The sequence below is a fragment of the Nocardia tenerifensis NBRC 101015 genome, assembly GCF_000308715.1.
Lineage (GTDB): Bacteria > Actinomycetota > Actinomycetes > Mycobacteriales > Mycobacteriaceae > Nocardia > Nocardia tenerifensis.
This window is the reverse complement of sequence record NZ_BAGH01000009.1, coordinates 1-22610: the sequence shown is the minus strand read 5'-3', so window position 1 is coordinate 22610 and position 22610 is coordinate 1. Positions and strand designations below refer to the sequence as shown.

The following is a 22610-nucleotide window of genomic DNA, read 5'->3' as shown; positions in this document are numbered from 1 at the left end:
GGGTTTACGCTTATCGTGCACACGGTGGAAGGCCGCGGGGTCTCGCCTGCGGCGCTGACGACAGGAGCAGGTCTATGACGGAATCGGGATCCAAGCCGCTCGCGGGCCGGACGCTGATCATGTCCGGCGGGAGCCGAGGGATCGGTCTGGAGATCGCCAAGCGGGCGGCGGCCGACGGCGCGAACATCACCCTGATCGCGAAGACCGATCTGCCCCACCCCAAGCTCCCCGGCACCATCCACACCGCGGCGGCGGAGCTCGAGGCGGCCGGCGCTCAGGTGCTGCCGTTCGTCGGCGACGTGCGCGTCGACGACTCGGTGGCCGAGGCCGTGCGGCAGACGGTCGAGAAATTCGGCGGCATCGACATCGTGGTGAACAACGCCTCGGCGATCGACCTGTCCCCCACCGACGCGCTGCCGATGAAGAAGTACGACCTGATGCAGGACATCAACGCGCGCGGCAGCTTCCTGCTGTCCAAGCTGTGCATCCCTCATCTGCGCGAATCGGCCGCGGCGAACCGTAATCCGCACATCCTCACCCTGTCCCCGCCGCTGAACCTCGACCCCAAGTGGGCGGGCACGGCGCTGGGCTACACCATCGCCAAGTACGGAATGTCGCTCACCACACTGGGTTTGGCGGAGGAGCTGAAGCGCGACGGCATCGGCGTCAACTCGCTGTGGCCGCGCACCACCATCGCCACCGCGGCGGTGCAGAACCTGCTCGGGGGCGAGCAGATGATCGCCACCTCGCGCACCCCCGACATCTACGCCGACGCCGCCTATCTGGTGCTCAACTCCCCCGCCGAGACGACTTCCGGCAACTTCTTCATCGACGACGAAGTCCTTGCCGCCCACGGCATCACAGATCTGGAGAAGTACCGCGTGGTCCCCGGTGACGGCGAACTCACCACCGATCTGTTCCTGGACAACTCCCCGCTGCACCGGTGAGCACCGGCGTCGGGGGACGCACCCGTCCCCCGACGCTCGCCGAATCAGTTGTCGCGGTTGACTTCCGCGAGCCCGTACAGGCGCTCCCAGTTGGCGCGGCTGGTCAGCTCGGGCACCGCGGCCCGGTACTCCTGCTGAAGGGCGGGCAGCTCGCGGCGAAGGCGGCGCAGCACGTGAATGGTGCGGCGCAGCAGCTGACGGGCCCGCGCCTTGTCCCGCTGCCGCACCCGGACGCCGGACTGGGAGGCGTCGGTGACCACCACGTGGTCGAACAGCGAAACATGCCACCAGTACGCGTCTTCGCGGGTCACGCCGATGACGCCGTGCTGGGTCCGGCCGAACCACTGGTTGACGGCCCGCTTGATCAGCACCAGCAGCGGGCGGCTCGGTTCGCCGGTGGCGCGGCGCAATTGGATGTCGCCGGAGCGCACCGGCGGCGTCGAGGCCGGGTGCTTGAACGTCTCGGGGTAGTCGGCGCGGGTGCCGCGCGCGGCGGCCAGCGCCTCGATGCCGCCGTCGCGCAGCACCTTCGGGCCCTTCATGAAGTCCTCGATGCCCTGCAGCGTGGTGTGCACCAGGCCGTACTGCATGGCGACCAGCTGCTCGGACAGCTCACGGAACAGCCTGCGCGTGATGGCCTTCGCGTCCAGATCGGTGTGCAGCGAGCCGACGATCAGCGAGTTGCGCGTGCTGAAGTAGCGCGCCCAGTCGTCGTAGTCCTTCCAGTAGAAGTCCGCGTGCCACACGGCGGCGTTGGGCAGGGTGACCGTGACGAAGCCGTTCTCGCGGGCCCGGATGCCGTACTCCACGTCGTCCCACTGGAAGAAGATGGGCACGGGCAGCCCGATCTTCGCGACCACCTCGGCGGGGATCAGGCAGGTCCACCAGGCGTTGTAGCCGGCGTCGACGCGGCGCTCCTGGTTGCGCTTGAGCATGCTGGTGTTGCGCAACGCCTTCGGCACCTTCTGCCCGTGCCGCAAGTGCTGCAGGTGCACCTCTTCGGCGCCGACATTGAGGTAGTCGGGGTTGAGCAGGAACAGCATCTGCGCGCCGACCAAGGTCGGCTCCACGGTCATGTTGGCGAACGCGTTGAGCCGCAGGACCGTCTCCGGCTCGCACAGGATGTCGTCGTCCATGAGGATGACGTCGGCGTGCTCGTTGGCCGCCGACACCTCGTAGAGCCCGCGCGTGAAGCCGCCCGCCCCACCGAGATTCGGCTGGCGGATGTAGCGCAGCTTGTCGCCGAAGGCCGGCACGACCTCCTGATAGATCGGCCGGTCCTGCACCAGATCGGTGCCCTGGTCCACCACGTACACCGCGTCGAGGGCGGCGAGCACGACCTCGTCGGAGGCCAGCGCCGCGACCGTGTTCGCGCAGTCCTCGGCCCGGTTGAAGGTGCAGATGGCGATCGCGACGGGGCGGATGTGATCCGGGGCGGCCGTGGTCCAGCCGAGCTCGGTGATGCCGAGGTCGCCGCCGACGGCGTCGAATTCGAGCCAGAGCGCGCCGCCGTCGACGTACTGGTCCAGCGGCGCGGTGAGCGTCAGCGGGCCGCTCGCGGTGACCTGCGCGGTGTCGATGATCCGGCGATGCCCGGCGATATCGGAGGCGACGAGGCGGACCCTGGCCTTCTTGGTCACGTCGAGCACCATGCTCGCCCGCACCTGGGTGACGGTCGTCCAGCGCTGCCAGTAGCTCGCGGCGAATCGGCCGAAGTAGGTGTTGGTGTGCGCGGCTGCGCCCTTCTCCAGCCGCAGCGCCTGGCGTTCCCGATGCGCACGACCCTTGACGACGGCGTACAGCTCGTCGCTCACTTTCGCCGACGGACCGGTGAAGATGCCGCGCTGCAACACCAGCCGATCCGGCGCGGAGCGGTCCGAGCGCAGCGAGGCCGGGGCGACAACGGCCGGCGCTCGATCGTTCGTTTCGGTCACGGCCTGGGTAGCCGACTGATCCATGAAGTCCTCGAAATCGTTATCGTGCCGGACGGGACAGACTGCCCCTGGATGCCGTTCGCGGCGGGGGTGAGGATATCAACCAGCGTAGCCAGTCGCAGAACAGGCGCGGCCGGGCGGACTCCGGCGCCGAGCGCGCGGCGAGGCCGCGAATGCGGCTGGATGCCCGCTCAGACACCATGCCGCCGGGCCGATTACGGTTGCTGCCGATTCGCTGAAGGGTCGGCGGGTGCGCTCGCGCCGGTGAAGACGAACTTGTCGTAGGCCCAGTAGCGGAAGACCACGGCCACGATCTGGCCGATGAGGGTGCCGGAGATGTTGTCCGACAGGGGGGAAGACAGGTCGAGCACGTAGCGGGAGAAGCCGAGGCAGCCCAGTTGCAGGCCGATCGCGACGACATTGAAGACGGCGTAGAGCAGGTATTCGCGCCCGGGGTTGTCGGTCTTCTTGTGCGCGAACGTCCACCACTTGTTGCCGAAGTACGTGACCACCGTCGCCACCGCGATCGCGATGATCTTGGCCGGCAGTGGGTAGTGATAGAGCAACCCCTCGCCGCCCCAGAACACCAGGAGGTTGTAGGTGCCCGCGTCGACCAGGAAACCGATCGCGCCGACGACCAGGAACGCGCTGCCCTGCCGCAGTGCGGTGAGCACCTTTCGGACGATCGATCCCTCGTCGGGCGGCACGGTCTCGCCCGCCCGCGCGGTCGACTCACTGGTTGGCACGGCCCGACGGTACCGCAGCCCGCGCGCGCCGCGCCTCGACCGGAAATTCCGCCGCCGACCCGTGTACCCTCCCGGTGTTCCCACATTCACCACCGATCGCGAGGATTGACCCGGGTGGACTCCACCGAGCTTCGTATTGCCGCCGTGGTGCCGTGCCACAACGAAGAGGCGTCCGTCGCCAAGGTCGTCGCCGACCTGCAGGCCGCCGTGCCGGGGATCGTCGTCTACGTCTACGACAATCTGAGCACGGACCGGACCGCCGAGCTCGCTCGCGCGGCGGGTGCGATCGTGCGCCACGAGTACACCAAGGGCAAGGGCAATGTGGTCCGCCGCGCCTTCGCCGACATCGAGGCCGATGTCTATCTGATGATCGACGGCGACGACACCTACGAGGCGTCGGCCGCGCCGCTGATGATCAAGACCCTGCTGGACGGCCCGTACGACCACGTGCTCGGCGTGCGCAGGCAGGACGAGAGCGGGTCGGCCTACCGCGCGGGCCACGAGACCGGCAACAAGGTGCTCAACGGCGTGGTCGGCAAGGTGTTCGGCGAGAACGTCGAGGACATGCTCAGCGGGTTCCGCGTGTTCTCGCGCCGATTCGTGAAGAGCTTCCCCGCCGTGTCCCGCGAGTTCGAGATCGAGACCGAGCTGACGGTGCACTCGCTGCATCTGCGGGTGCCGCGCACGGCGGTGCCGGTGGGCTTCCGCGATCGCCCCGCGGGCAGCGAGAGCAAGCTGCGCACCTATCACGACGGCCTCAAGATCCTGGCGCTGATCATCGGCCTGGCCCGGCACGAACGGCCGGTCATGTTCTACGGCCTGTTCGGCACGTTGAGCTGGCTGGTCTCGGTCGTGCTGAGCATCCCGATCGTGGTCGAGTTCTACAACACCGGCACGGTGCCCCGGTTCCCGACGCTGTTCCTCGCCTTCACGCTGTTGCTGCTCGGCAGCCTGGCCTGGACCGCGGGCCTGATCCTGGACGGCATCCGGCGCTCGCGGCACGAGGCCGCGCGGCTGGTGTACCTGCGCTACTCCGCGGTGAGCGCGGACGACTTCCACCCGAACGGTGACGCCGGCGCCGGCGGAGCCGGACGGTGACCACGACCGACCGCGCCGCCACCGCGGCGGGCAGCGAACCTGAGCTCGCATCGGAACCGAAGGAGACCGCGCAGGCCGACGGTGCGCCGAAGTCCGTGCGGGTCAAGACTTCCGGTGGATCGTCCCGCGATCTCGCGGGCCGCGTCGTCACGCGCCTCGGCGGCGCGACGATCGCCTTCACGGTGCTCGTCGCGATCTTCGGCGGCCTGTTCACCGTGCTCACCCCTCCCTTCTGGGGCCACGACGAGATCACCCAGTTCGGGCGTGCCTACCAGGTCGCGCACGGCGGGATGCTGCCGCAGCGGATTCACGACGATCGCGGCGTCGCCTACGGCGGCGACGTCCCGACCAGCATCACCGCCCTGATGGGCTACGCGCTGCGGGATTACACGACCAACCCCGAGGAGCCGGGCTCGATGGTCGAGGAGCCGGGCGCCTACGACCGGCTCGGCGCCGCCGCGGTGTCCGACGCGACCGAGCCGGTCTGGTTCACCAATACCGCCGCCTACTCCCCCGTGCCGTATGTCCCTGCCGCCGTTGGCATTCGGGCCGCCGAGCTGTTCGGCCTCGACGTCGGCTCGACGATCGCGCTGACCAGGCTCGCCGGGCTGCTCGCCTACCTGGCCGTGGTCGGGTTCGCGCTGTACGCGCTGCGCAACCACCGGGTGCAGTGGCTGGCGTTCACCGTCGCGGTGCTGCCCATCGCGGTGTTCCAGGCGGGCACCGTCACCGCGGACACCATGACCAACGCGCTGGCCATCCTGGTGTCGGCGCTGCTGGTGAAGGCGCTGTTCCTCGGCGACCGGCTCGGCCGGGTGGAGACCGGCGCGCTGCTGGCGGCGACGGTCCTGCTGCCGGTGAGCAAGCCGACCTATGTGCTGCTGGCGATGCTCGTGGTGCTGGTTCCCGCGGACCGGTTCGGCTTCACCGGCTGGAAGCGCGGAATCCCCTGGGCCTTCGCGGCTTTGGGCGCGATCGTCTTCGCCGCCTGGATGAAGACGGCGGCGCCCACCGGCGACGGCATGGGCCTGATGCGACCGGAGCACCAGTGGCATTCGGTGCGGCCCGGCGAGCAGCTGCGTGGAATCCTCACCGACCCCGGCCATTTCATCGATGTGTTCGGCGAGAGCATCGCGCTGCGCGACGAGCGGTGGTTCAGCCAGTTCTTCGGCGAGCTCGGCTTCGCCTATATCGACGTGCCCGCGCTGACCATGCTGGCCTGCCTGTTCGCGTTCGCGGTGAGCATCGGCGTCGCGGATCGGATGACCGCCGCGTCCTTCCGGCGCACCCTGCTCGTCGCGCTGACCGTCGCCGCGAGCGTGGCGATGATCTACGTGACGCTGTACATGTCGTTCACGCCGGTCGGCTACTACATCATCGACGGCGTGCAGGGCCGCTACTTCGTGCCGCTGGCGATCGTCGCGTTCGCGGTGCTGCTGCGCTGGATGCCGTTGCGGCTCACCGACGTCCGGGGCAAGACCCCGACGGTCGGGCCCGCGGTCACCGTCGTCGTGGCGACCGTGGTCGCGCTCATCGGCGCGGCGTGGAAGTACTACGACATCGTCTGGGGCTGAAAGATCCGCTCCCGCTGAGACATCCGTTCGGGCTGAGTCATCCCTTCGGGCTCAGCGCGGCAGTCACGCCGACGCGCCGCCGAGGGTCTGCTCGCCGGCCGCGACGTAGGCCCGCTCGGTGATGGCTTTATAAGGGCGCCACCACGATTCGTTGTCGCGGTACCACTGGACGGTCGCGGCGAGGCCGGCGCGGAAGTCGCCGTAGCGCGGGGTCCAGCCCAGCTCGGTGCGCAGCAGCGTCGCGTCGATGGCGTAGCGCTGGTCGTGGCCCGGCCGGTCGGTCACGTGGTCGAAGTCGTCCGGGTCGCGGTCGAAGGCCTCCAGGATCATCCGCACCACGGACTTGTTGTCCAGCTCGCCGTCGGCGCCGATCAGATAGGTCTGCCCGATGCGCCCGCGTTCCAGGATGTCCCATACGGCGCGGTTGTGGTCATCGACGTGGATCCAGTCGCGCACCTGATGGCCCGCGCCGTAGAGCCGCGGCCGGACGCCGTCGATCAGGTTGGTGATCTGGCGCGGGATGAACTTCTCCACGTGCTGATACGGGCCGTAGTTATTGCTGCAGTTGGACAGGGTGGCGCGCACGCCGAACGAGCGGGTCCACGCGCGCACCAGCAGATCACTCGCGGCCTTGGTGGAGGAGTACGGACTCGACGGGTTATACGGAGTGCGTTCGGTGAACGCGCGATCTCCGGGCCCGAGATCGCCGTATACCTCGTCGGTGGACACGTGGTGGTAGCGCACGTCGTGCCGCCGCACGGCCTGCAGCAGCGAATAGGTGCCGACGATATTGGTCTGCACGAACGGCCACGGCTCGGCCAGGGAGTTGTCATTGTGTGATTCGGCGGCGAAATGCACCACCGCGTCCACGCCGCTGACGAGCTCGTCGACCAGATCGAGATCGGCGATATCGCCGTGCACGAAATCGATGCGGTCGGCCAGCGGCTCGAGCGAGGCCCGATTTCCGGCGTAGGTGAGCGCGTCCAGAACGGTTACGGTGACGCCGGGCCGGTCGGCAATGGTCTGCTTGACGAAGTTCGCCCCAATGAATCCGGCTCCGCCGGTGACAAGCAATCGCACGCCACGACTCTACGTGGGCGAGTGCGCGGAGGCGGGATCCGCCGAAACAGGTCGGTCCGCCAGGGTTGCGCTCTGTGACCTTCGTCTCTTACTCTCCGGTAGAAGTAGGATGCCCAGTACGTTCGGACGCTCAAATGTGCACCACGCGTGGATGTTTCCGCGAGCGCACCATGCAGTGGGTCTCATTGGTGAACAAAATTTGAATAAAAGGTCACAACCGGTTCACCACTCGTTAGCTGGTCTAGATTTCGATCGTCTAGTCCCCTCCGAACGCTTCACATCGAGGTTCCGAACAAAATGCTGATGAGGAAATTCGCCGCTACCTCGGCGCTGCTGATCGCCGCGCTCGGCGTGTCGGCAGGCACCGTCAACGCGGCACCGGCCGCCGAGACGGAGGCGCCGATCAATTTCACGTCCCACGCAACAGACACCCAATCGATCATCTCCATCGACTCCGGCTCGCTGGTGGTCGAGGACGACGCCCTCAAGATCAAGGCGGCCAACGGCACCACCGTCGCCGGCACCCCGCTGAAGTTCCGCCTCGATGATTTCGAGTTCCCCCTCGTGGCCGACATCTCCGATCGCACGGCCACCATCACCCCGCAGCTCGACATGGACAAGGCGGTCTACAAGCCGGTCGCCCTGCCCTACGAGGACAAGGCGCCGTGGAAGAGCGAGTACGACCGTGAGGTCGCGGCGTTCAACCGCATGAAGGACACCATCGCCATGGGCGCCACCATCGGCACCCTCGTCGGTGGCCTCGGTGGCGCGGCCGTCGGCTGTGTCCTCGGTGGCGCGCTCGGCGGCGTCGTCGTCGGCGGCACCATTGTCGGCCTGTTCGGTCCCTTCGTCGGCGGCATCATCGCCGGCTGCCTCGGCGGCGCGGCCGCCATGGGCGCCCTCGGCGTCATCGCGGGCCAGATCTTCGTGACCGCCCCGGTCGCGATCGGTGCGGCGATTCAGTACTTCACCACCATCAACCAGCCGTTCACTCCTGCCAAGTAACGAACCTGGTTGTCGCACAACTGAACTCGCATCATTGAACGCGAGCAAGGAGCCCCGCCGGCGCCTGCTGCCGAGCGGGGCTCCGTCAGAGCCGATCGAGTTACTAGAAGTTTGCCAACTCGGTCGGCGGTCACTACCGCCCGCTGAATGCAACTGATAGAGGACTACCCCCCATGCTTATGAAGAAGTTTGCCGCCACCTCGGCGCTGCTGATCGCCGCGCTCGGCGTGACCGCGGGCACCGTGAACGCGGAACCGGCCGCTGAGGCCGAAGCCCCGATCAACTTCACCTCTCAGGCCACCGACACGCAGTCCATCATCTCGATCGACTCCGGCTCCATCGTCGTCGAGGACGACGCGCTGAAGATCAAGGCGGCCAACGGCACCACCGTCGCCGGCACCCCGCTGAAGTTCCGCCTCGACGACTTCGAGTTCCCCCTCGCCGCGGACATCTCCGGCCGCACCGCGACCATCACCCCGCAGCTCGACATGAACAAGGCCGTCTACAAGCCGGTCGCTCTGCCCTACGAGGACAAGGCGCCCTGGAAGAACGAGTACGACCGTGAGCAGGCGGCCTGGAGCCGCATGACCAGCACCATCTCGATGGGCGCCACCATCGGCACGCTCGTCGGTGGCCTGGGCGGCGCGGCCGTCGGCTGTGTCCTCGGCGGCGCGCTGGGCGGCACGATCGTCGGCGGCACCATCGTCGGCCTGTTCGGTCCCTTCGTCGGCGGCATCATCGCCGGCTGCCTCGCCGGCGCCGCGGCCATGGGCGCCCTCGGCGTCATCGCGGGCCAGATCTTCGTGACCGCCCCGGTCGCGATCGGTGCGGCGATCCAGTACTTCACCACCATCAACCAGCCGTTCGTCGCTCCCCCGGCGCCGGCCAAGTAGACTGGCGGACAACCGAATACCACGTCGGAACCCCGTTCGGCCCTCGGCCGGGCGGGGTTTCGCGCGTCCGGGTCCGGACATGCGCGAGCCCCGTCCCGGCCACAGCGGAACGGGGCTCGCCTGGACAGGCCGGGCGGCTTACGCCGTCCGCGCCTGTTGGCCCTCCTCGATCCGCGCACGGACGAAGCGCGACACCCTGGCCAGCGCCGCCCGGCTCTCGGGCAGGTTCGGCGCGATGCTCATGAACGCGTGCACCTGCCCGCGCCACAGCTCCACCGCGTTCGGCACGCCCGCCGCGGTGAGCCGCTGCGCCATCAACTCGCAGTCGTAACGCAGCACCTCGTCCTCCGCGGCGATCAGCAGCACCGGAGGCAGACCGGCCAGGATCCCGTTGACCGGGGAGAGCAGTGGATCGAGCTTGCCGTCGATCTCCGCGCCGATGCGCACGACGGCCTGCAGCGCGAGCAGCGGAATGTAGGGATCGCGGCCGACATTGACGTGACTTCGCTTCGCCGCGTAGTCCAGATCCAGCAGCGGGCTCAACCCGACCAGTCCGGCGGGGGCGGGCAGGCCGACCTCGATCGCGCGCAGGGCGGTCGCGAAGGTCAGATAGCCGCCGGCCGAGTCGCCGGCGAAGACGATCCGGCTCGCGTCGGCGCCGTGGCGCAGCAGCCAGCGGTAGGCGGTCAGGCAGTCGTCGACCGAGTTGGTGATGCGCTTGCTCGGCAGCTGCCGATAGTCGACGTTGATCACGGGAAGGCCGGTGCGCCGCGCCAGGCTCGCCGCGACCGGGCGGTGGGTCCGCAGTCCACAAACCGCGAAGCCGCCGCCGTGCATGTACAGCAGGGCGCCGTGCCGCAGTGCCCGCGCCGCGCCCGCGGGTCGCACGATCTCCATCCGGAAACCGTTGAGCGACACCTGCTCTCGATCGATGCCCTGCGGCTCCGGGCGCAGCCGGGCCAGCGTGTCGATGGCCAGCGCGCCGATCGGAATGGTCGCGCGGGTGATCGGGGCCGCGCGCAGGGCGGGCCGGACGACGCCGAGGCAGGCCGCCAGGACCAGGCGCGCGGAGGCGCTCAAATTATCGGGATTCATCACGTTGCCGGGTTCGCCGACTCTGGTCGCCGTCATCGCGCACCTACCTCTTACTGGCGCGCCGAATCACGACCGGGCGGTCCCAGACGAGTTGTCGGCGCTGACATCTCACACGCGTCGGATCGCGACGCTGTATTTGTGTGACCTAAGCAACAGAATGACCGAAGCGACCGCTCGGGAAACCGGAACGCCGAATCCGTGACCAATTCGACTCCGCGCCCGGCCTCGCCGACGCCGCAGCCGAACCTCGCCGACGCCGGGCCAGGACCGAGCTGGCAGACTCCTGGTCATGCGTGGAATCATCCTGGCGGGCGGCACCGGATCCCGGTTGCACCCGATCACGCGCGGGGTCAGCAAGCAGCTGGTCCCGGTCTACGACAAGCCCATGGTCTACTACCCGCTGTCCACGCTGATGCTCGCCGGGATCCGCGACATCCTGGTCATCACCACGCCCGAGGATGCCGACGCGTTCGGCAGGCTGCTCGGCGACGGCTCGCAGTTCGGCCTCGCGATCAGCTACGTGGTGCAGCCCGAGCCGGACGGCCTCGCCCGCGCCTTCGTGCTCGGCGCCGACCACATCGGCGCCGACACCGCCGCACTCGTGCTGGGCGACAACATCTTTCACGGCCCGGGGCTCGGCACCAGCCTCAACCGCTTCGCGGGGATCGACGGCGGCGCGGTGTTCGCCTACCGGGTCTCGGATCCGACCGCGTACGGCGTCGTCGAGTTCACCGACGGCCGCGCGGTGTCCATCGAGGAGAAGCCGAAGACGCCGCGTTCGAACTACGCCATCCCCGGGCTGTACTTCTACGACAACGACGTAGTCGAGATCGCCCGCACGCTACGCCCCTCCGCGCGGGGCGAATACGAGATCACCGACATCAATCGGGCCTACCTGGAACAGAATCGGCTGCGCGTCGACGTGCTCGCCCGCGGCACGGCGTGGTTGGACACCGGCACCTTCGACTCCCTGCTCGACGCCGCGAACTACGTGCGCACCATCGAGGAACGACAGGGCCTCAAGATCGGGGTGCCCGAGGAGGTCGCCTGGCGCATGGGCTTCATCGATGACGAACAGCTGTGCAAGCTGGCCGAGCCGCTGGTCCGCTCCGGCTACGGAGGCTATCTGCTCGACATTCTCGAACGCGGCCGGGACTGGTGACCATGGAGTTCAGAGAGCTCGCCGTCCCCGGCGCCTGGGTGATCACCCCGCGCCAGCACGGCGACGGGCGCGGCATGTTCCTCGAGGGGTTCAAGGCCTCGGAGTTCGAGAAGGCGACCGGGCGGCCGTTCGATCTGCGGCAGGTGAACCTGTCGGTCTCGGCGGCGGGCGTGTTGCGCGGCATCCACTACACCGAGGACCCGCCGGGCCAGGCCAAGTACGTGACCTGCGTGCGCGGCGCGTTCCTCGACGTGGTCGTCGATCTGCGCCCCGGCTCGCCGACCTACGGGCGCTGGGACAGCGTGCTGCTCGACGATGTCGACCGGCGTTCGATGTATCTGTCCGAGGGCCTCGGACACGCGATCCTCTCGCTGGAGGACGACTCCACCGTCACCTACCTCTGCTCGCTCGAGTACACGCCCGAATTCGACAGGGACATCGACGCTTTCGATCCGCGGCTGGGTATCGAGTGGCCGACGGTGGGGCGCGACGGGCGTCCGTTGACGTTCATCCGCTCGGCCAAAGACACGGCGGCGCCGCCGTTTTCGTGAGTACCACAAAGGCGACGGGCACCACCTCTCGGTGGTGCCCGTCGCCTTTCGGGTGTACCTCCGGCGTCAGCCGACCAGTTCGAGCTCCGGCTCCGCAGCCACCGCGGCCCGCCGCTCACGCTTGACCAGGAAGGCCGAGAGGGCGACCAGCGCACCGACGATCGAGACGACCGCGGCGAAGATCAGGCCGGGACGGTAGGTGTCGAGCATCGCGGTGGGCGAGGTCTCACCGTGCGTGCCCGACGCGATGATCGCGGTGGTCACCGCGAGCACGATGGCCGCGCCGACCTGCATGGAGGTCTGCAGCACGCCGGCCGCGAGGCCCTGCTCGTCGTCGTCGATCCCGTTGGTGGCCTGAATGTTGATGGCGGGGAAGCCGACCCAGCCGATGCCGATCAGCATGATCGCGGGCAGCAGCATCGTCCAGTACGACGGCGCGGTGTCCAGCCGCAGGAACAGCAGGTAGCCGACGGCCATCACGGCCATGGTGACGCCGATGATCGGGCCGGTGCCGAAGCGGTCGACCAGCTTGTCCGAGAACACCGCCGACAGCGCGACCATCAGGCCGACCGGCAGCAGCGCCAACGACAGCTTCAGCGGCGACCAGCCGAGGGTGTCCTGCATGTACAGGGTCACGATGAACTGCCAGCTGAAGTACGAACCGGCCACCGCGACGATCGCCAGGCTGGCGCGCACCAGCGACACCTTGCGCAGGATGCCGAGCCGGACCAGCGGGTGCTTGACCCGCTTCTCCACCGCGACGAAACCGACGAACAAGACGAGCACCGCGGCGAACGAACCCAGGGTGCGAACCGACGCCCACCCGGCCTCCGGCGCGGTGACGACGGTGTAGACCAGCAGCAGCATGGCGGAGGTGGACAGCAGCGCGCCGAACAGGTCGTGGCCGCCCTCCTCGGCGGGCTTGTCCTTGGGCACGAGCACCCAGGCGGAGGCCAGCGCGGCCAGGGCGATCGGGACCGGCAGCAGGAAGGTCCAGCGCCAGCCGACGCCGGTCATCAGGCCGCCGAACAGCAGGCCGGACGAGTAGCCGCCCGCGCCGAACACGGTGTAGATGGACAGCGCCTTGTTGCGGGCCGGGCCCTCGGCGAAGTTGGTGGTGATGATCGACAGACCGGTCGGCGCGGTGAACGCGGCGGCCAGGCCCTTGATGAAGCGGGTCAGAATCAGCAGCGGGCCCGAGCTCACCAGACCACCGGCGAGCGAGGCGAGCGCGAAGACGCCCAGCGCGATCAGGAAGACCTTGCGGCGCCCGAACAGGTCCGCGGTGCGGCCGCCGAGCAGCAGCAGACCGCCGTAACCGAGGATGTAGCCGCTCACCAGCCACTGCAGAGTTGAGGTCGAGAGATCGAGTTCGTTGCCGATGGACGGCAGCGCGACACCGATCATCGAAACGTCGAGGCCATCGAGGAACAGCACGATGCACAGCGTGATCAGCATGCCCCAAAGGCGGGTAGTCCATTTGGTCGGATCGGTCGCGGAGGCGGCCGCCAGGGTTGCTGGTGAAGTCATGCGGGGAACATTACATGCGCACGCATTAAATGCCAACACATTTAATGCAGTTGCATAGACTGCCCCGCGGCACTAGGATGGGGCCATGTCGAACCCGTCGACAATCGAGACAGCCCGCCGCACCGTCGCGCAGACCGGGCTGATTGGCGAGTGGCGTGAGCTGCTCGACCGGCACGCGACGGTGAGTTGCGCACTGGAAAAAGCGCTACAGGGACGGCACGAGATCGGGCTCAGCGAGTTCGAGACGCTGGACCGGCTGGTCGACGCCGACTGCAGCGACTATCGAATGAGCGACCTGGCCAACGACATCTACCTGAGCCAGAGCGCGCTCTCCCGCGCGGTGGCGCGGCTCGAACGCGACGGCCTGGTGTCACGCACCATGTGCGCCGAGGATCGGCGCGCGGTGTTCGTCTGCCTCACGGAGAAGGGGCGCGGGGTGTACGAGCGGGCGCTACCCACCCACCGAGCGGTCCTGAGCGAGAGCTGGGGCTCACCCGGCCAGAGGTGCTGAGCGCCAAAGTTTCTGGCGTGTACAAGCGCCGAACGCGTTCGTGCGCATAGTCATCCGATTCAGACGCGACAGCTGTCGCGCGCCGCCTCGATGCCTTCGCGAGCGTCCACCGCGACCGACCCGAGGCTCGCGAAAGCCTTTCGGTACCGGTCGATTTCGTTCTCCTTGTCCAGATACACCGGACCGGTGAAGGACTCGACGTAGACCACCGGCGGTTCGGGCTGCTCGCCGACCCGCAGCTCCGGGAACTCGAGCATGACGAACCGGCCGGAGTCCATGCCCTCGTGGTAGCCGGAGTCCGGCGGCACCACGCGGATTCGCACGTTGGGCAGGTCGCACATGCGCCGCAGGTGCTCGAGCTGCCCGGCGGCCACCTCGGGCTCGCCGATGCGGTGCCACAGCACCGCCTCGCTGATCACCGCGTCGAGGTGCAGCGGCGCGTCGGCCCTGGTGACCAGCGCCTGCCTGGCCAGGCGCAGCTGCACCCGCCGATCGATCTCGCTCGCGGGCATCTCGGGGCGCGCGGCGATCAGCATCGCCCGGGTGTACGCCTCGGTCTGCAGCAGGCCGGGCATCACCTCGTTCTCGTAGGTCGAGAGCCGGGCGGCGGCCTCCTCCAGCCCGATGTAGACCTCGAACCCCTCGGCGATCACGTCGCCGTAGGCGGTCCACCAGCCACGCGCCTTGGTCTCCCTGGCCAGGGCGGTGAGCGGCCCGATGAGATCCGACGGCGCGCCGTAGATCTTGCACATCGCCTCGACGTCGAGGCTGCGCAGCGAGGTCTGGCCGGTCTCGATCCGCCAGATCTTCGCCTCGGACCACTCCAGCTGCTGGGCCGCGGTCCTGGTGGTCATGCGCGCCCGATTGCGCAGATCGCGCAGGTGGCGGCCGAGTTGGCGCCGGGGCATGGTCGATCCGGTGGTGCCCTGCGGTAAAGCCATAGTTGTTCTCCCCCCTTGTGGAGCGCTCGCGGGCGCGGGCCCGCGTGACGGTGCGCCGGCCGCGCCGCGCGAACTCGCACGAGTCCGCGGTCGCGACAAGCACTACCGGATGCGCGTTTCGGTTCCCCGGCATCAGAACAGCATTGTTTCACAGCAAATCGGACACGAGTCACGATCGGTGGCGCAGCTAGGCCGATGGCCTCACAACGTCAAAGATGGTTAGCCGCTGGTGGTTCGGCCGCGCTACCTGCGCGAGCCGCCCCGGCGGAAGCGCCAGAACTGCACTGCCCGAACGTCTTCGGAGAGCTGGTTGACCGGCTCGGCGACGTCGGACAACGCCTGGAACAGATCGTCGGCCAGCTCGCTGATGTGCTCGACCCGCGTCGCCAGCCTGGACGCGTTCACCAGGAACTCAAGCATCAGGCGGACCGCGGCCGCGATGGTCAGCCCGAGCGGAATCCCGATCAGCGCCGCGAGCACGCCGAGCACCGCCGAGACCCGCCACAGGAACACCGTCAGCGCGATCGGCACCGCGCAGGCGAACGCGAGCCCGAGGATGTAGGCCAGCGGCAGCAGGGTGCGCGTCGCCGGACGACGGAACTGCACATCGAGCAGGCCGCGCGCCGCCTCGACGCTCCACTGTCCGAACGCGCGCGGGCTCTCGAACGGCTCGGGCCGCGACTCCTCGGCGGCGGTACGGCGGGAGAGTTTGCGCGCCGCCGATTCGCGCCAGGCGATCCATCGCGATTCGGCTTCGTACTCCGCCGGATCCGGCGGCTCGCCCTCCTTATCGGCCCCGGTGGACTCGTCACTCATGGTCGAAATCCTCCCCGCAATCCCATATCCGAGCCACCCGGCAAAGTCGTCCGGATCACTCGCGTCACATCATCCACAGCCGTCTCGCAGGAACGGCACAGCGAAAGAACAGGTCAGCGGCCGAAAGTAGCGGCGGGACAACGAATTCTGACCGATTCGAGCAACGTCATAGCAATTGGCTTTCACGAGTGGCCGAAAGAGACGTAGCCAACAGTCCCGAAGAACTTTTGAAGATCGCGTAACGCCGCGGACAGCCCGTACCGATACGACCCATGAAGATGCAGGACCCAGATCTACCGGGGAATGGAGAGAACAGTGCGCACCACGTTTCCGACTTCCGTCTCGGCGGCCGCAATGACCGCCGCTGCGCAGGACTACACCCAGCGCGGATGGACGGTCGCAGAAACGGCCAACGGTCTCTGCCTGATCACCGATGACGACCTGGCCGCCATCGAGGTCAGCGGCGAGCTGGCCGGCGAGGTTCGCCGCTTCCTGCGGGCGAACAACCTGTCCGGCCCCGTGATCGAGCTGCCCGGCACCGAGCGTCGCGAGATCCACTTGGTCACCGGCGTCCGCAAGGCCGCGATGGCGCTCGAGGCGCTGTCCGCCGCGGGTGCCATCGTCTACACCGACGGCGCGGGCGTCCCGCTGCCGCCGACCACCCTCTCGGCCGGTTCGGCCTGCTGGAGCGTCTCGCCCGCCGAGGCCCGCTGGGTTCCGCCGGTCGTCGCGATCGGCGCGGCCGTCCGCGCGGCGACCGCCCGCAAGGGTTCGCAGCTCACCAGCCTGGCCTGCTGAGCCGGATTCACTCGTTCTCTTTTCAGATAGGCGACGGCGCGGCAGGATGAGGCATGGCCTCAGTCACACAGACCCGCAACCTGCTGCGCACCTGTCCGCTCTGTGAGGCGGTCTGCGGTTTAGAGGTCACCCTCGACGCCGACGACCACGTGACCTCGGTCCGCGGGGACAAGGAAGATCCCTTCAGCAAAGGGTTCATCTGTCCCAAGGGCGCGAGTTTCGGCAGCCTGGACGAGGATCCGGACCGGGTGACCGAGCCGATGATCCGGGACCGGGCGACCGATACCTGGCGCACGGCCTCGTGGAACGAGGCGTTCGACCTCATCGCGGCGCGCTTCCCCGCCATCGTCGCCGAGCACGGGAAGCAAGCCGCGGCAGCGTATCTGGGCAATCCGAACGCGCACACCGTCGCGGGCGCGCTGTACGTTCCCGTGCTGCTTCGCGCGTTGAGCACCAAGAATCTCTTCTCCGCCAGCACCGCCGACCAGATGCCCAAGCAGGTCGCCAGCGGGCTGATGTTCGGCGATCCGCTGACCGTGCCGGTGCCGGATCTGGACCGCACCGACTACCTGCTGATGCTCGGCGCCAACCCGCTGGAGTCCAACGGATCGCTGTGCACCGCACCGGATTTCCCCGGCCGGCTGAAGGCCTTGCAGCGCAGGGGCGGCCGGTTCGTCGTGGTGGATCCGCGCGTGACGCGCACCGCGAAGCTGGCCGACGAGCATCTGTTCATCCGGCCGGGCAGCGACGCCTATCTGCTGTTCGGAATCGTGCACACACTGTTCGCGGAGCAGCTGACCGACGTCCGGGTCGAGGTCGAGGGTCTCGACGAACTGCGCACGGCCGCAGCGGCATTCAGCCCGGACTCGGTGGCCGTGCGCACCGGGGTGCCCGCCGAGACGGTGATCCGGCTCGCGCGCGAGCTCGCCGCGGCGCCGACCGCCGCGGTGTACGCCCGGATCGGCACCTGCACAGCGGAGTTCGGCACCATCACGCAGTGGCTCGTCGACGCGATCAACGTGTTGACCGGCAATCTCGACACCCCCGGCGGGGCGATGTTCGCCACCGCGGCGGCGGCCGGGATCAACCGCAGCAGGCCGTTCCGGCTCGGTCGCTGGACCAGCCGGGTGCGCGAATTGCCCGAGGCCATGGGCGAATTGCCGGTCGCGACGCTGGCCGACGAGATCCTCACCCCCGGCGAGGGACAGATCCGCGCGCTGGTGACCGTCGCCGGAAACCCGGTGCTGTCCGCGCCGAGCGGCGCCCGGCTCGACGCCGCGTTCGCTCAACTGGACTTCATGGTCAGCGTCGATCGGTACCGCAACGAAACCACCCGGCACGCCGACGTGATCCTGCCGCCGCCGCGGCCGGTGCAGTCGCCGCACTACGACTTCGCCCTGTTGCAGTTCGCGGTCCACAACTACGCGCGTTACTCGCGTCCGCTGGTACCGCTGGGCGAGCGGCCCACGGAGTCCGCGGTGCTCGCCCGCCTGGCCGCGGCGGTCTCGGGGATGCCGCACGAGAGCGCCGACGGCGTCGACCCGCTCACCGGCGTGGACGAGCTGATCATCGCGGGCACGCTGCAGAAGGCCGGAATGGCCGAGCGGCGCGGCGAATTGATCGGCGCGGACACCACCGAGCAGCGCCTCGACCTGATGCTGCGCCTCGGGCCGTACGGCGAGTGGAACGGCGGCACGCTGAATCTGCAAGTGCTGCTGGACAATCCGCACGGCGTGGATCTCGGGCCGCTGCGGCCGAGGCTACCCGGCGCGCTGCGGACCGCCTCGAAGAAGGTGGAGCTCGCCCCGCGGCCGCTGCTCGACGACGTGGCCAGGATGCGGGCGCGGCTGGGCGACCTCGCGCCGGACGTGGTGCTGATCGGGCGCCGCCAGCTGCGCTCCAACAACAGCTGGATGCACAACATCGGACAGCTGGTGAGCGGCTCGAATCGCTGTACGCTGCAGATCAATCCGGCCGACGTGGCCCGGCTCGGGCTCGGCGAGCACGCGGTGGTGAAGTCGGCGGCGGGCACGCTGACGGTGCCGCTGGAGCCGACCGAGGCGATCATGCCCGGGGTGGTGAGCCTGCCGCACGGATGGGGGCACGCCGAGAGCACGCAGACGGTCGCCAAGGCCAACGCGGGCGTGAACGCCAATGTGCTGACCGATGATTCGGTGGTCGACGTGCCGTCGGGCAACGCGATATTCAACGGCGTCCCGGTGACGCTCGCCCCGGCGTGAGGTCGGTCGCTCGACGCGCAACAATTCCGGCCGGTCGGCTTGTAGCCGAACTATGGAAACCCTTGCGCTAACTACGCATTCAGTGCATCCTCAACGTTGATTTCGTAGTTTTGCCAGGCCGAAACGGACTAAAATGGACAGGATTTCGGTTTAGTCGCGGGGTTCGATGTCGACCCTCGAAGGATCCGGATTCCGGCGACCAAGAGGGTGGCGAAGATGCCCGGTACACAGTGTGGCAGCGACGGCGAGCACGAACTACAGGATCGGTACGGTACGCAGGAAAGAGCCGCTCGCTTCTATCACGACCAAGTGCTAGAGCGGCTGAATCCCACGATGATCGAGTTCATCGGCCGGATGGAGATGGCGTTCATCGCCACCGCCGACAAGCACGGCGAATGCGATTCGAGCTTCCGGGCCGGGGAGCCCGGTTTTCTGCACGTCATCGACGAACGCACGATCGCGTATCCGGAATATCGGGGCAACGGCGTGCTGGCCAGCCTGGGCAACATCCTGGAGAACCCGCACGTCGGCATCCTGCTCATCGATTTCGTGCGCGATTTGATCGGCCTGCACATCAACGGCTCGGCCAGGATAATCCCGGATGCCGTCTTGCGCAGCGCGACGCCCGGCCTGCCCGAGAACCTCAAGGGCCGCACCGCCGAACGCTGGGTCGTCGTCGACGTCGCAGAGGCCTACATCCACTGCCGCAAGCACATTCCACACCTGGTGCCCGCGGAGCGCGAGCGGCGCGACTGGGGCACCGACAATGTCCGCGCCAAGGGCGGCGACTACTTCGGCGCCAAGGCCGACAGCGCGGACCGGGCCGGGGCGTTGGTCAACCACTGAGCCGCGCGGCCTAGCGGATCTTGAAGATCACCAGGCGCTGCACGACGAAGTTGATGACCGTCGCGGTGCCCTGCGCGACGACAAAGGCCAGCAGCTGTCGCCAGGCGGCGTCGGGCAGGGCCTCGTAGAGCACCGCGTTGATGCCGACCTGCACGGCGAAGGTGACCGCGTAGAGGATGACCACGGCGACGAACCGGGCGCGGCTCGGCGGCGCCTGGAACGTCCAGCGGCGATTGATCAGGTAGGCCGTGGTGGTGCCGGCGATGAAGCTGAGCGACTTGGCGATCTCACGCGGCACGCCGAGCAGGTTGAACAGCAGGCTGTACAGCCCGAAGTCGACGATCGCCGACAAGCCGCCGGTCAGCGTGAACCGGACGATCTGCGTCTTGAGGTCCACATCGGAGCCGCCCGGCTCGTCGACCAGCGGCAGTTCGACCGGCAGCGGCAGGTGGGGTTCGGCATGCACGCGACGAGCGTAGCGGGCGCTAAACCGATATGTAGATCACTACTCCGGAGTAAAGAGACCTCGACCGGATGTCCGGTCATACCTGTAGCCTCTATGCCGATGTCCACGAAAGCTCCGACCGCCACCACGACAACCGGTAACGAGACCGGCGCCACCGTCACAAACGCTGGGGCCGACGCCGGGAACGCGTTCGCATTGCCGACGCACACCCGCACGTTGACCGGGTGGGGTCGCACCGCACCAACCTCTTCCGAAGTGCTCTCGACCAGCGATCCCGAACTGATCGCCAAGGCCGTCGCCATGGTCGCCGAGGACAATGACTCGAAGCCTCCGCAGCTACGCCGCGGCGTCATCGCGCGCGGGCTCGGTCGCTCCTACGGCGACCACGCGCAGAACGCGGGCGGCCTGGTCATCGATATGACGGCGCTGAACAACATCCACCGGATCGACCGCGATACGCGCATCGTCGACGTGGACGGCGGCGTCAGCCTCGACCAGCTCATGAAGGCGGCGCTGCCGTTCGGGCTGTGGGTCCCGGTGCTGCCCGGCACCCGTCAGGTGACGATCGGCGGCGCCATCGCCTCCGACATCCACGGTAAGAACCATCACAGCGAGGGCAGCTTCGGCAACCACGTGCGCTCGATCGATCTGCTGACCGCCGACGGGCAGGTCCAGCACATCACGCCCAAGCGCAACGCCAAGCTGTTCTGGGCGACCGTGGGCGGCAACGGCCTCACCGGCGTCATCCTGCGCGCCACCATCGAGATGACGCCCACCGAGTCGGCGTACTTCCTCAACGACGGCGTGAAGACCACCACGCTCGACGAGACGATCGCGGCGCACAGCGACGGCAGCGAGGCGAACTACACCTACTCCAGCGCGTGGTTCGACGTGATCAGCCCGCTGCCGAAGCTCGGCCGGGCCACCATCACCCGCGGCAGGCTGGCCAAGGTCGACGAGCTACCCAAGCGTCTGCGCAAGAAGCCGCTGAAATTCGATGCGCCGCAACTGATGACGGTGCCCGACATCTTCCCGAACTGGACCATGAACAAGCTGACGCTGCGGTCCATCGGCGAGGCGTACTACGCGATGGGCGGCAACTACACCGGCAAGGTGCAGAACCTCACGCAGTTCTACCACCCGCTGGACATGATCGCGGAGTGGAACCGCGGCTACGGCTCCAACGGATTCCTGCAGTACCAGTTCGTGGTGCCGACCGAGGCGGTCGAGGAGTTCAAGCGGATCATCATCGACATCCAGGGCTCGGGCCACTACTCGGCGCTCAACGTGTTCAAGCTCTTCGGCGCGGGCAATCCGGCGCCGCTGAGCTTCCCGATGCCGGGCTGGAACATCTGCGTCGACTTCCCGATCAAGCCGGGGCTGAACGAGCTGGTGCGCGAGCTGGACCGGCGGGTGCTCGAGTTCGGCGGGCGGCTCTACACCGCGAAGGACTCGCGGACCACCGCGGAGACCTTCCACAAGATGTACCCGCGGATCGACGAGTGGATCAAGGTCCGCCGCAGTGTCGACCCCACAGGCGTTTTCATGTCCGATATGGCGAGAAGGCTGGAGCTGCAGTGATCAATGCCGTAGGGAACCCGCAGGCCATCCTGCTGCTCGGCGGGACCTCCGAGATCGGCCTGGCGATCTGCGCGGAGTACCTGAAGAAGGGCGCGGCGCGCGTGGTCCTCGCCGCCCTGCCGAACGATCCGTTGCGCGAGGACGCCGTCGCCAAGATGAAGGCGGCCGGCGCGAGCAGCGTCGAGCTCGTCGACTTCGACGCGCTCGACACCGACGGCCACCCGAAGGTGATCGACGCCGCGTGGGACGGCGGCGACATCGATATCGCCATCGTCGCGTTCGCGCTCGACGGCGATCCGGAGGAGCTGTGGCAGAACCAGCGCAAGGCCGTGCAGGTCGCGGGGATCAACTACACCGCATCGGTCTCCGTCGGCGTGCTGGTCGGCGAGAAGATGAAGGCGCAGGGCTTCGGGCGGATCATCGCCCTGTCCTCGGTCGCCGGTGAGCGGGTTCGCCGCTCGAACTTCGTCTACGGCTCGACCAAGGCCGGCCTGGACGGCTTCTTCCTCGGACTCGGCGAGGCGCTGCGCCCGTACGGCCCTCGGGTCCTGGTGATCCGGCCCGGCATGGTGCGCACGCGGTTCTCCGCGCACGTCAAAGAAGCGCCGCTGACCGTGGACAAGGAAGTCATCGCCGAGCTCGCGGTCTCGGCCGCGCAGAAGGGCAAGGACCTGATCTGGGCGCCGGGCACCTGGCGCTACGTGATGATGATCCTGCGCCACGTTCCGCGTCCGATCTTCCGCAAACTCCCCATCTGAGTTTGCCTTTCGAGCTGTCCCGCCTCTCCGCGACTTTT

The 22610-nt window shown here is 68.1% G+C and carries 21 protein-coding genes; 13 read left to right on the top strand and 8 right to left on the bottom strand.

Annotation, left to right across the window (positions count from 1 at the left end; all coding sequences use genetic code 11):
• Positions 1-74: 74 nt before the first annotated feature.
• A complete protein-coding gene (locus ON39_RS00770) occupies positions 75-947 on the top strand; it encodes an SDR family oxidoreductase (protein WP_040729510.1) in 873 nt (290 codons plus the stop codon).
• A 44-nt stretch (positions 948-991) separates the two neighbouring features.
• Here ON39_RS00770 and ON39_RS00765 read toward each other — a convergent pair whose 3' ends face one another.
• Together ON39_RS00765 and ON39_RS00760 are read right to left on the bottom strand one after the other, a co-directional pair.
• The gene (locus tag ON39_RS00765) at positions 992-2905 is read right to left on the bottom strand and encodes a glycosyltransferase (protein ID WP_085998108.1); all 1914 of its coding nucleotides are present in this window, start codon (positions 2903-2905) and stop codon (positions 992-994) included.
• 191 nt (positions 2906-3096) lie between these two features.
• Positions 3097-3627, bottom strand: a complete 531-nt coding sequence (locus ON39_RS00760) for a GtrA family protein (RefSeq protein ID WP_246002965.1) — start codon at positions 3625-3627, stop codon at positions 3097-3099.
• Between the two features lie 114 nt (positions 3628-3741).
• Here ON39_RS00760 and ON39_RS00755 point away from each other — a divergent pair, with 114 nt between their 5' ends.
• On the top strand, positions 3742-4725 hold the full coding sequence (locus tag ON39_RS00755; protein ID WP_040729507.1) for a glycosyltransferase: 984 nt from the start codon (positions 3742-3744) through the stop codon (positions 4723-4725).
• On the top strand, positions 4722-6299 hold the full coding sequence (locus tag ON39_RS00750) for a DUF2142 domain-containing protein (RefSeq protein WP_040729504.1): 1578 nt from the start codon (positions 4722-4724) through the stop codon (positions 6297-6299). The genes ON39_RS00755 and ON39_RS00750 overlap by 4 nt, the downstream gene beginning before the upstream one ends.
• A 63-nt stretch (positions 6300-6362) precedes the next feature.
• On the opposite strand, the gene rfbB is transcribed toward ON39_RS00750, so the two are convergent.
• On the bottom strand, positions 6363-7379 hold the full coding sequence (gene rfbB / locus ON39_RS00745) for a dTDP-glucose 4,6-dehydratase (RefSeq protein WP_040729500.1): 1017 nt from the start codon (positions 7377-7379) through the stop codon (positions 6363-6365).
• Between the two features lie 297 nt (positions 7380-7676).
• Here rfbB and ON39_RS00740 point away from each other — a divergent pair, with 297 nt between their 5' ends.
• Positions 7677-8384 carry a DUF8020 domain-containing protein gene (locus tag ON39_RS00740; RefSeq protein WP_040729497.1) on the top strand — a complete coding sequence of 236 codons (708 nt, stop codon included), beginning with the start codon at positions 7677-7679 and terminating at the stop codon, positions 8382-8384.
• Positions 8385-8557: 173 nt separating this feature from the next.
• Positions 8558-9277, top strand: coding sequence for a DUF8020 domain-containing protein (locus ON39_RS00735; protein WP_040729494.1), 720 nt, complete (start codon positions 8558-8560; stop codon positions 9275-9277).
• 138 nt (positions 9278-9415) lie between these two features.
• Here the strand turns inward: ON39_RS00735 and ON39_RS00730 are convergent, their stop codons facing one another.
• Positions 9416-10408: an alpha/beta hydrolase gene (locus ON39_RS00730; RefSeq protein ID WP_051186142.1), complete on the bottom strand. Its 993-nt coding sequence runs from the start codon at positions 10406-10408 to the stop codon at positions 9416-9418.
• A gap of 253 nt (positions 10409-10661) precedes the next feature.
• Here ON39_RS00730 and rfbA point away from each other — a divergent pair, with 253 nt between their 5' ends.
• Together rfbA and ON39_RS00720 are read left to right on the top strand one after the other, a co-directional pair.
• Positions 10662-11534, top strand: a complete 873-nt coding sequence (gene rfbA / locus ON39_RS00725) for a glucose-1-phosphate thymidylyltransferase RfbA (protein ID WP_040729492.1) — start codon at positions 10662-10664, stop codon at positions 11532-11534.
• 2 nt (positions 11535-11536) lie between these two features.
• Positions 11537-12085 (top strand): dTDP-4-dehydrorhamnose 3,5-epimerase family protein, encoded by a 549-nt coding sequence (locus ON39_RS00720; protein ID WP_040729481.1) that lies wholly within the window; start codon positions 11537-11539, stop codon positions 12083-12085.
• Positions 12086-12151: 66 nt separating this feature from the next.
• Here the strand turns inward: ON39_RS00720 and ON39_RS00715 are convergent, their stop codons facing one another.
• Positions 12152-13615 (bottom strand): MFS transporter, encoded by a 1464-nt coding sequence (locus ON39_RS00715; protein ID WP_040729478.1) that lies wholly within the window; start codon positions 13613-13615, stop codon positions 12152-12154.
• An 85-nt stretch (positions 13616-13700) separates the two neighbouring features.
• On the opposite strand from ON39_RS00715, the gene ON39_RS00710 reads away from it, so the two are divergent.
• On the top strand, positions 13701-14126 hold the full coding sequence (locus ON39_RS00710) for a MarR family winged helix-turn-helix transcriptional regulator (protein WP_040729475.1): 426 nt from the start codon (positions 13701-13703) through the stop codon (positions 14124-14126).
• A 59-nt stretch (positions 14127-14185) separates the two neighbouring features.
• Here the strand turns inward: ON39_RS00710 and ON39_RS00705 are convergent, their stop codons facing one another.
• The gene (locus ON39_RS00705) at positions 14186-15067 is read right to left on the bottom strand and encodes a helix-turn-helix domain-containing protein (RefSeq protein WP_040729472.1); all 882 of its coding nucleotides are present in this window, start codon (positions 15065-15067) and stop codon (positions 14186-14188) included.
• Between the two features lie 243 nt (positions 15068-15310).
• Entirely contained in the window at positions 15311-15883 is a 573-nt protein-coding gene (locus ON39_RS00700; RefSeq protein ID WP_040729469.1) for a DUF4282 domain-containing protein, read from the bottom strand.
• A gap of 315 nt (positions 15884-16198) precedes the next feature.
• Here ON39_RS00700 and ON39_RS00695 point away from each other — a divergent pair, with 315 nt between their 5' ends.
• From ON39_RS00695 to ON39_RS00685, 3 genes are all read left to right on the top strand, one after another.
• A complete protein-coding gene (locus ON39_RS00695; RefSeq protein ID WP_040729542.1) occupies positions 16199-16681 on the top strand; it encodes a hypothetical protein in 483 nt (160 codons plus the stop codon).
• A 53-nt stretch (positions 16682-16734) separates the two neighbouring features.
• On the top strand, positions 16735-18921 hold the full coding sequence (locus ON39_RS00690) for a molybdopterin-dependent oxidoreductase (protein ID WP_040729466.1): 2187 nt from the start codon (positions 16735-16737) through the stop codon (positions 18919-18921).
• 216 nt (positions 18922-19137) lie between these two features.
• Positions 19138-19767: a pyridoxamine 5'-phosphate oxidase family protein gene (locus tag ON39_RS00685; RefSeq protein WP_040729539.1), complete on the top strand. Its 630-nt coding sequence runs from the start codon at positions 19138-19140 to the stop codon at positions 19765-19767.
• Between the two features lie 10 nt (positions 19768-19777).
• Here the strand turns inward: ON39_RS00685 and ON39_RS00680 are convergent, their stop codons facing one another.
• Positions 19778-20233 (bottom strand): GtrA family protein, encoded by a 456-nt coding sequence (locus tag ON39_RS00680; protein ID WP_083894181.1) that lies wholly within the window; start codon positions 20231-20233, stop codon positions 19778-19780.
• 93 nt (positions 20234-20326) lie between these two features.
• On the opposite strand from ON39_RS00680, the gene dprE1 reads away from it, so the two are divergent.
• Complete coding sequence (dprE1, locus tag ON39_RS00675) at positions 20327-21814, top strand: decaprenylphosphoryl-beta-D-ribose oxidase (protein ID WP_246002964.1); 1488 nt, start codon at positions 20327-20329, stop codon at positions 21812-21814.
• The gene (dprE2, locus tag ON39_RS00670) at positions 21811-22572 is read left to right on the top strand and encodes a decaprenylphospho-beta-D-erythro-pentofuranosid-2-ulose 2-reductase (protein ID WP_040729463.1); all 762 of its coding nucleotides are present in this window, start codon (positions 21811-21813) and stop codon (positions 22570-22572) included. Before dprE1 ends, dprE2 begins: the two co-directional genes overlap by 4 nt.
• Positions 22573-22610 lie beyond the last annotated feature (38 nt).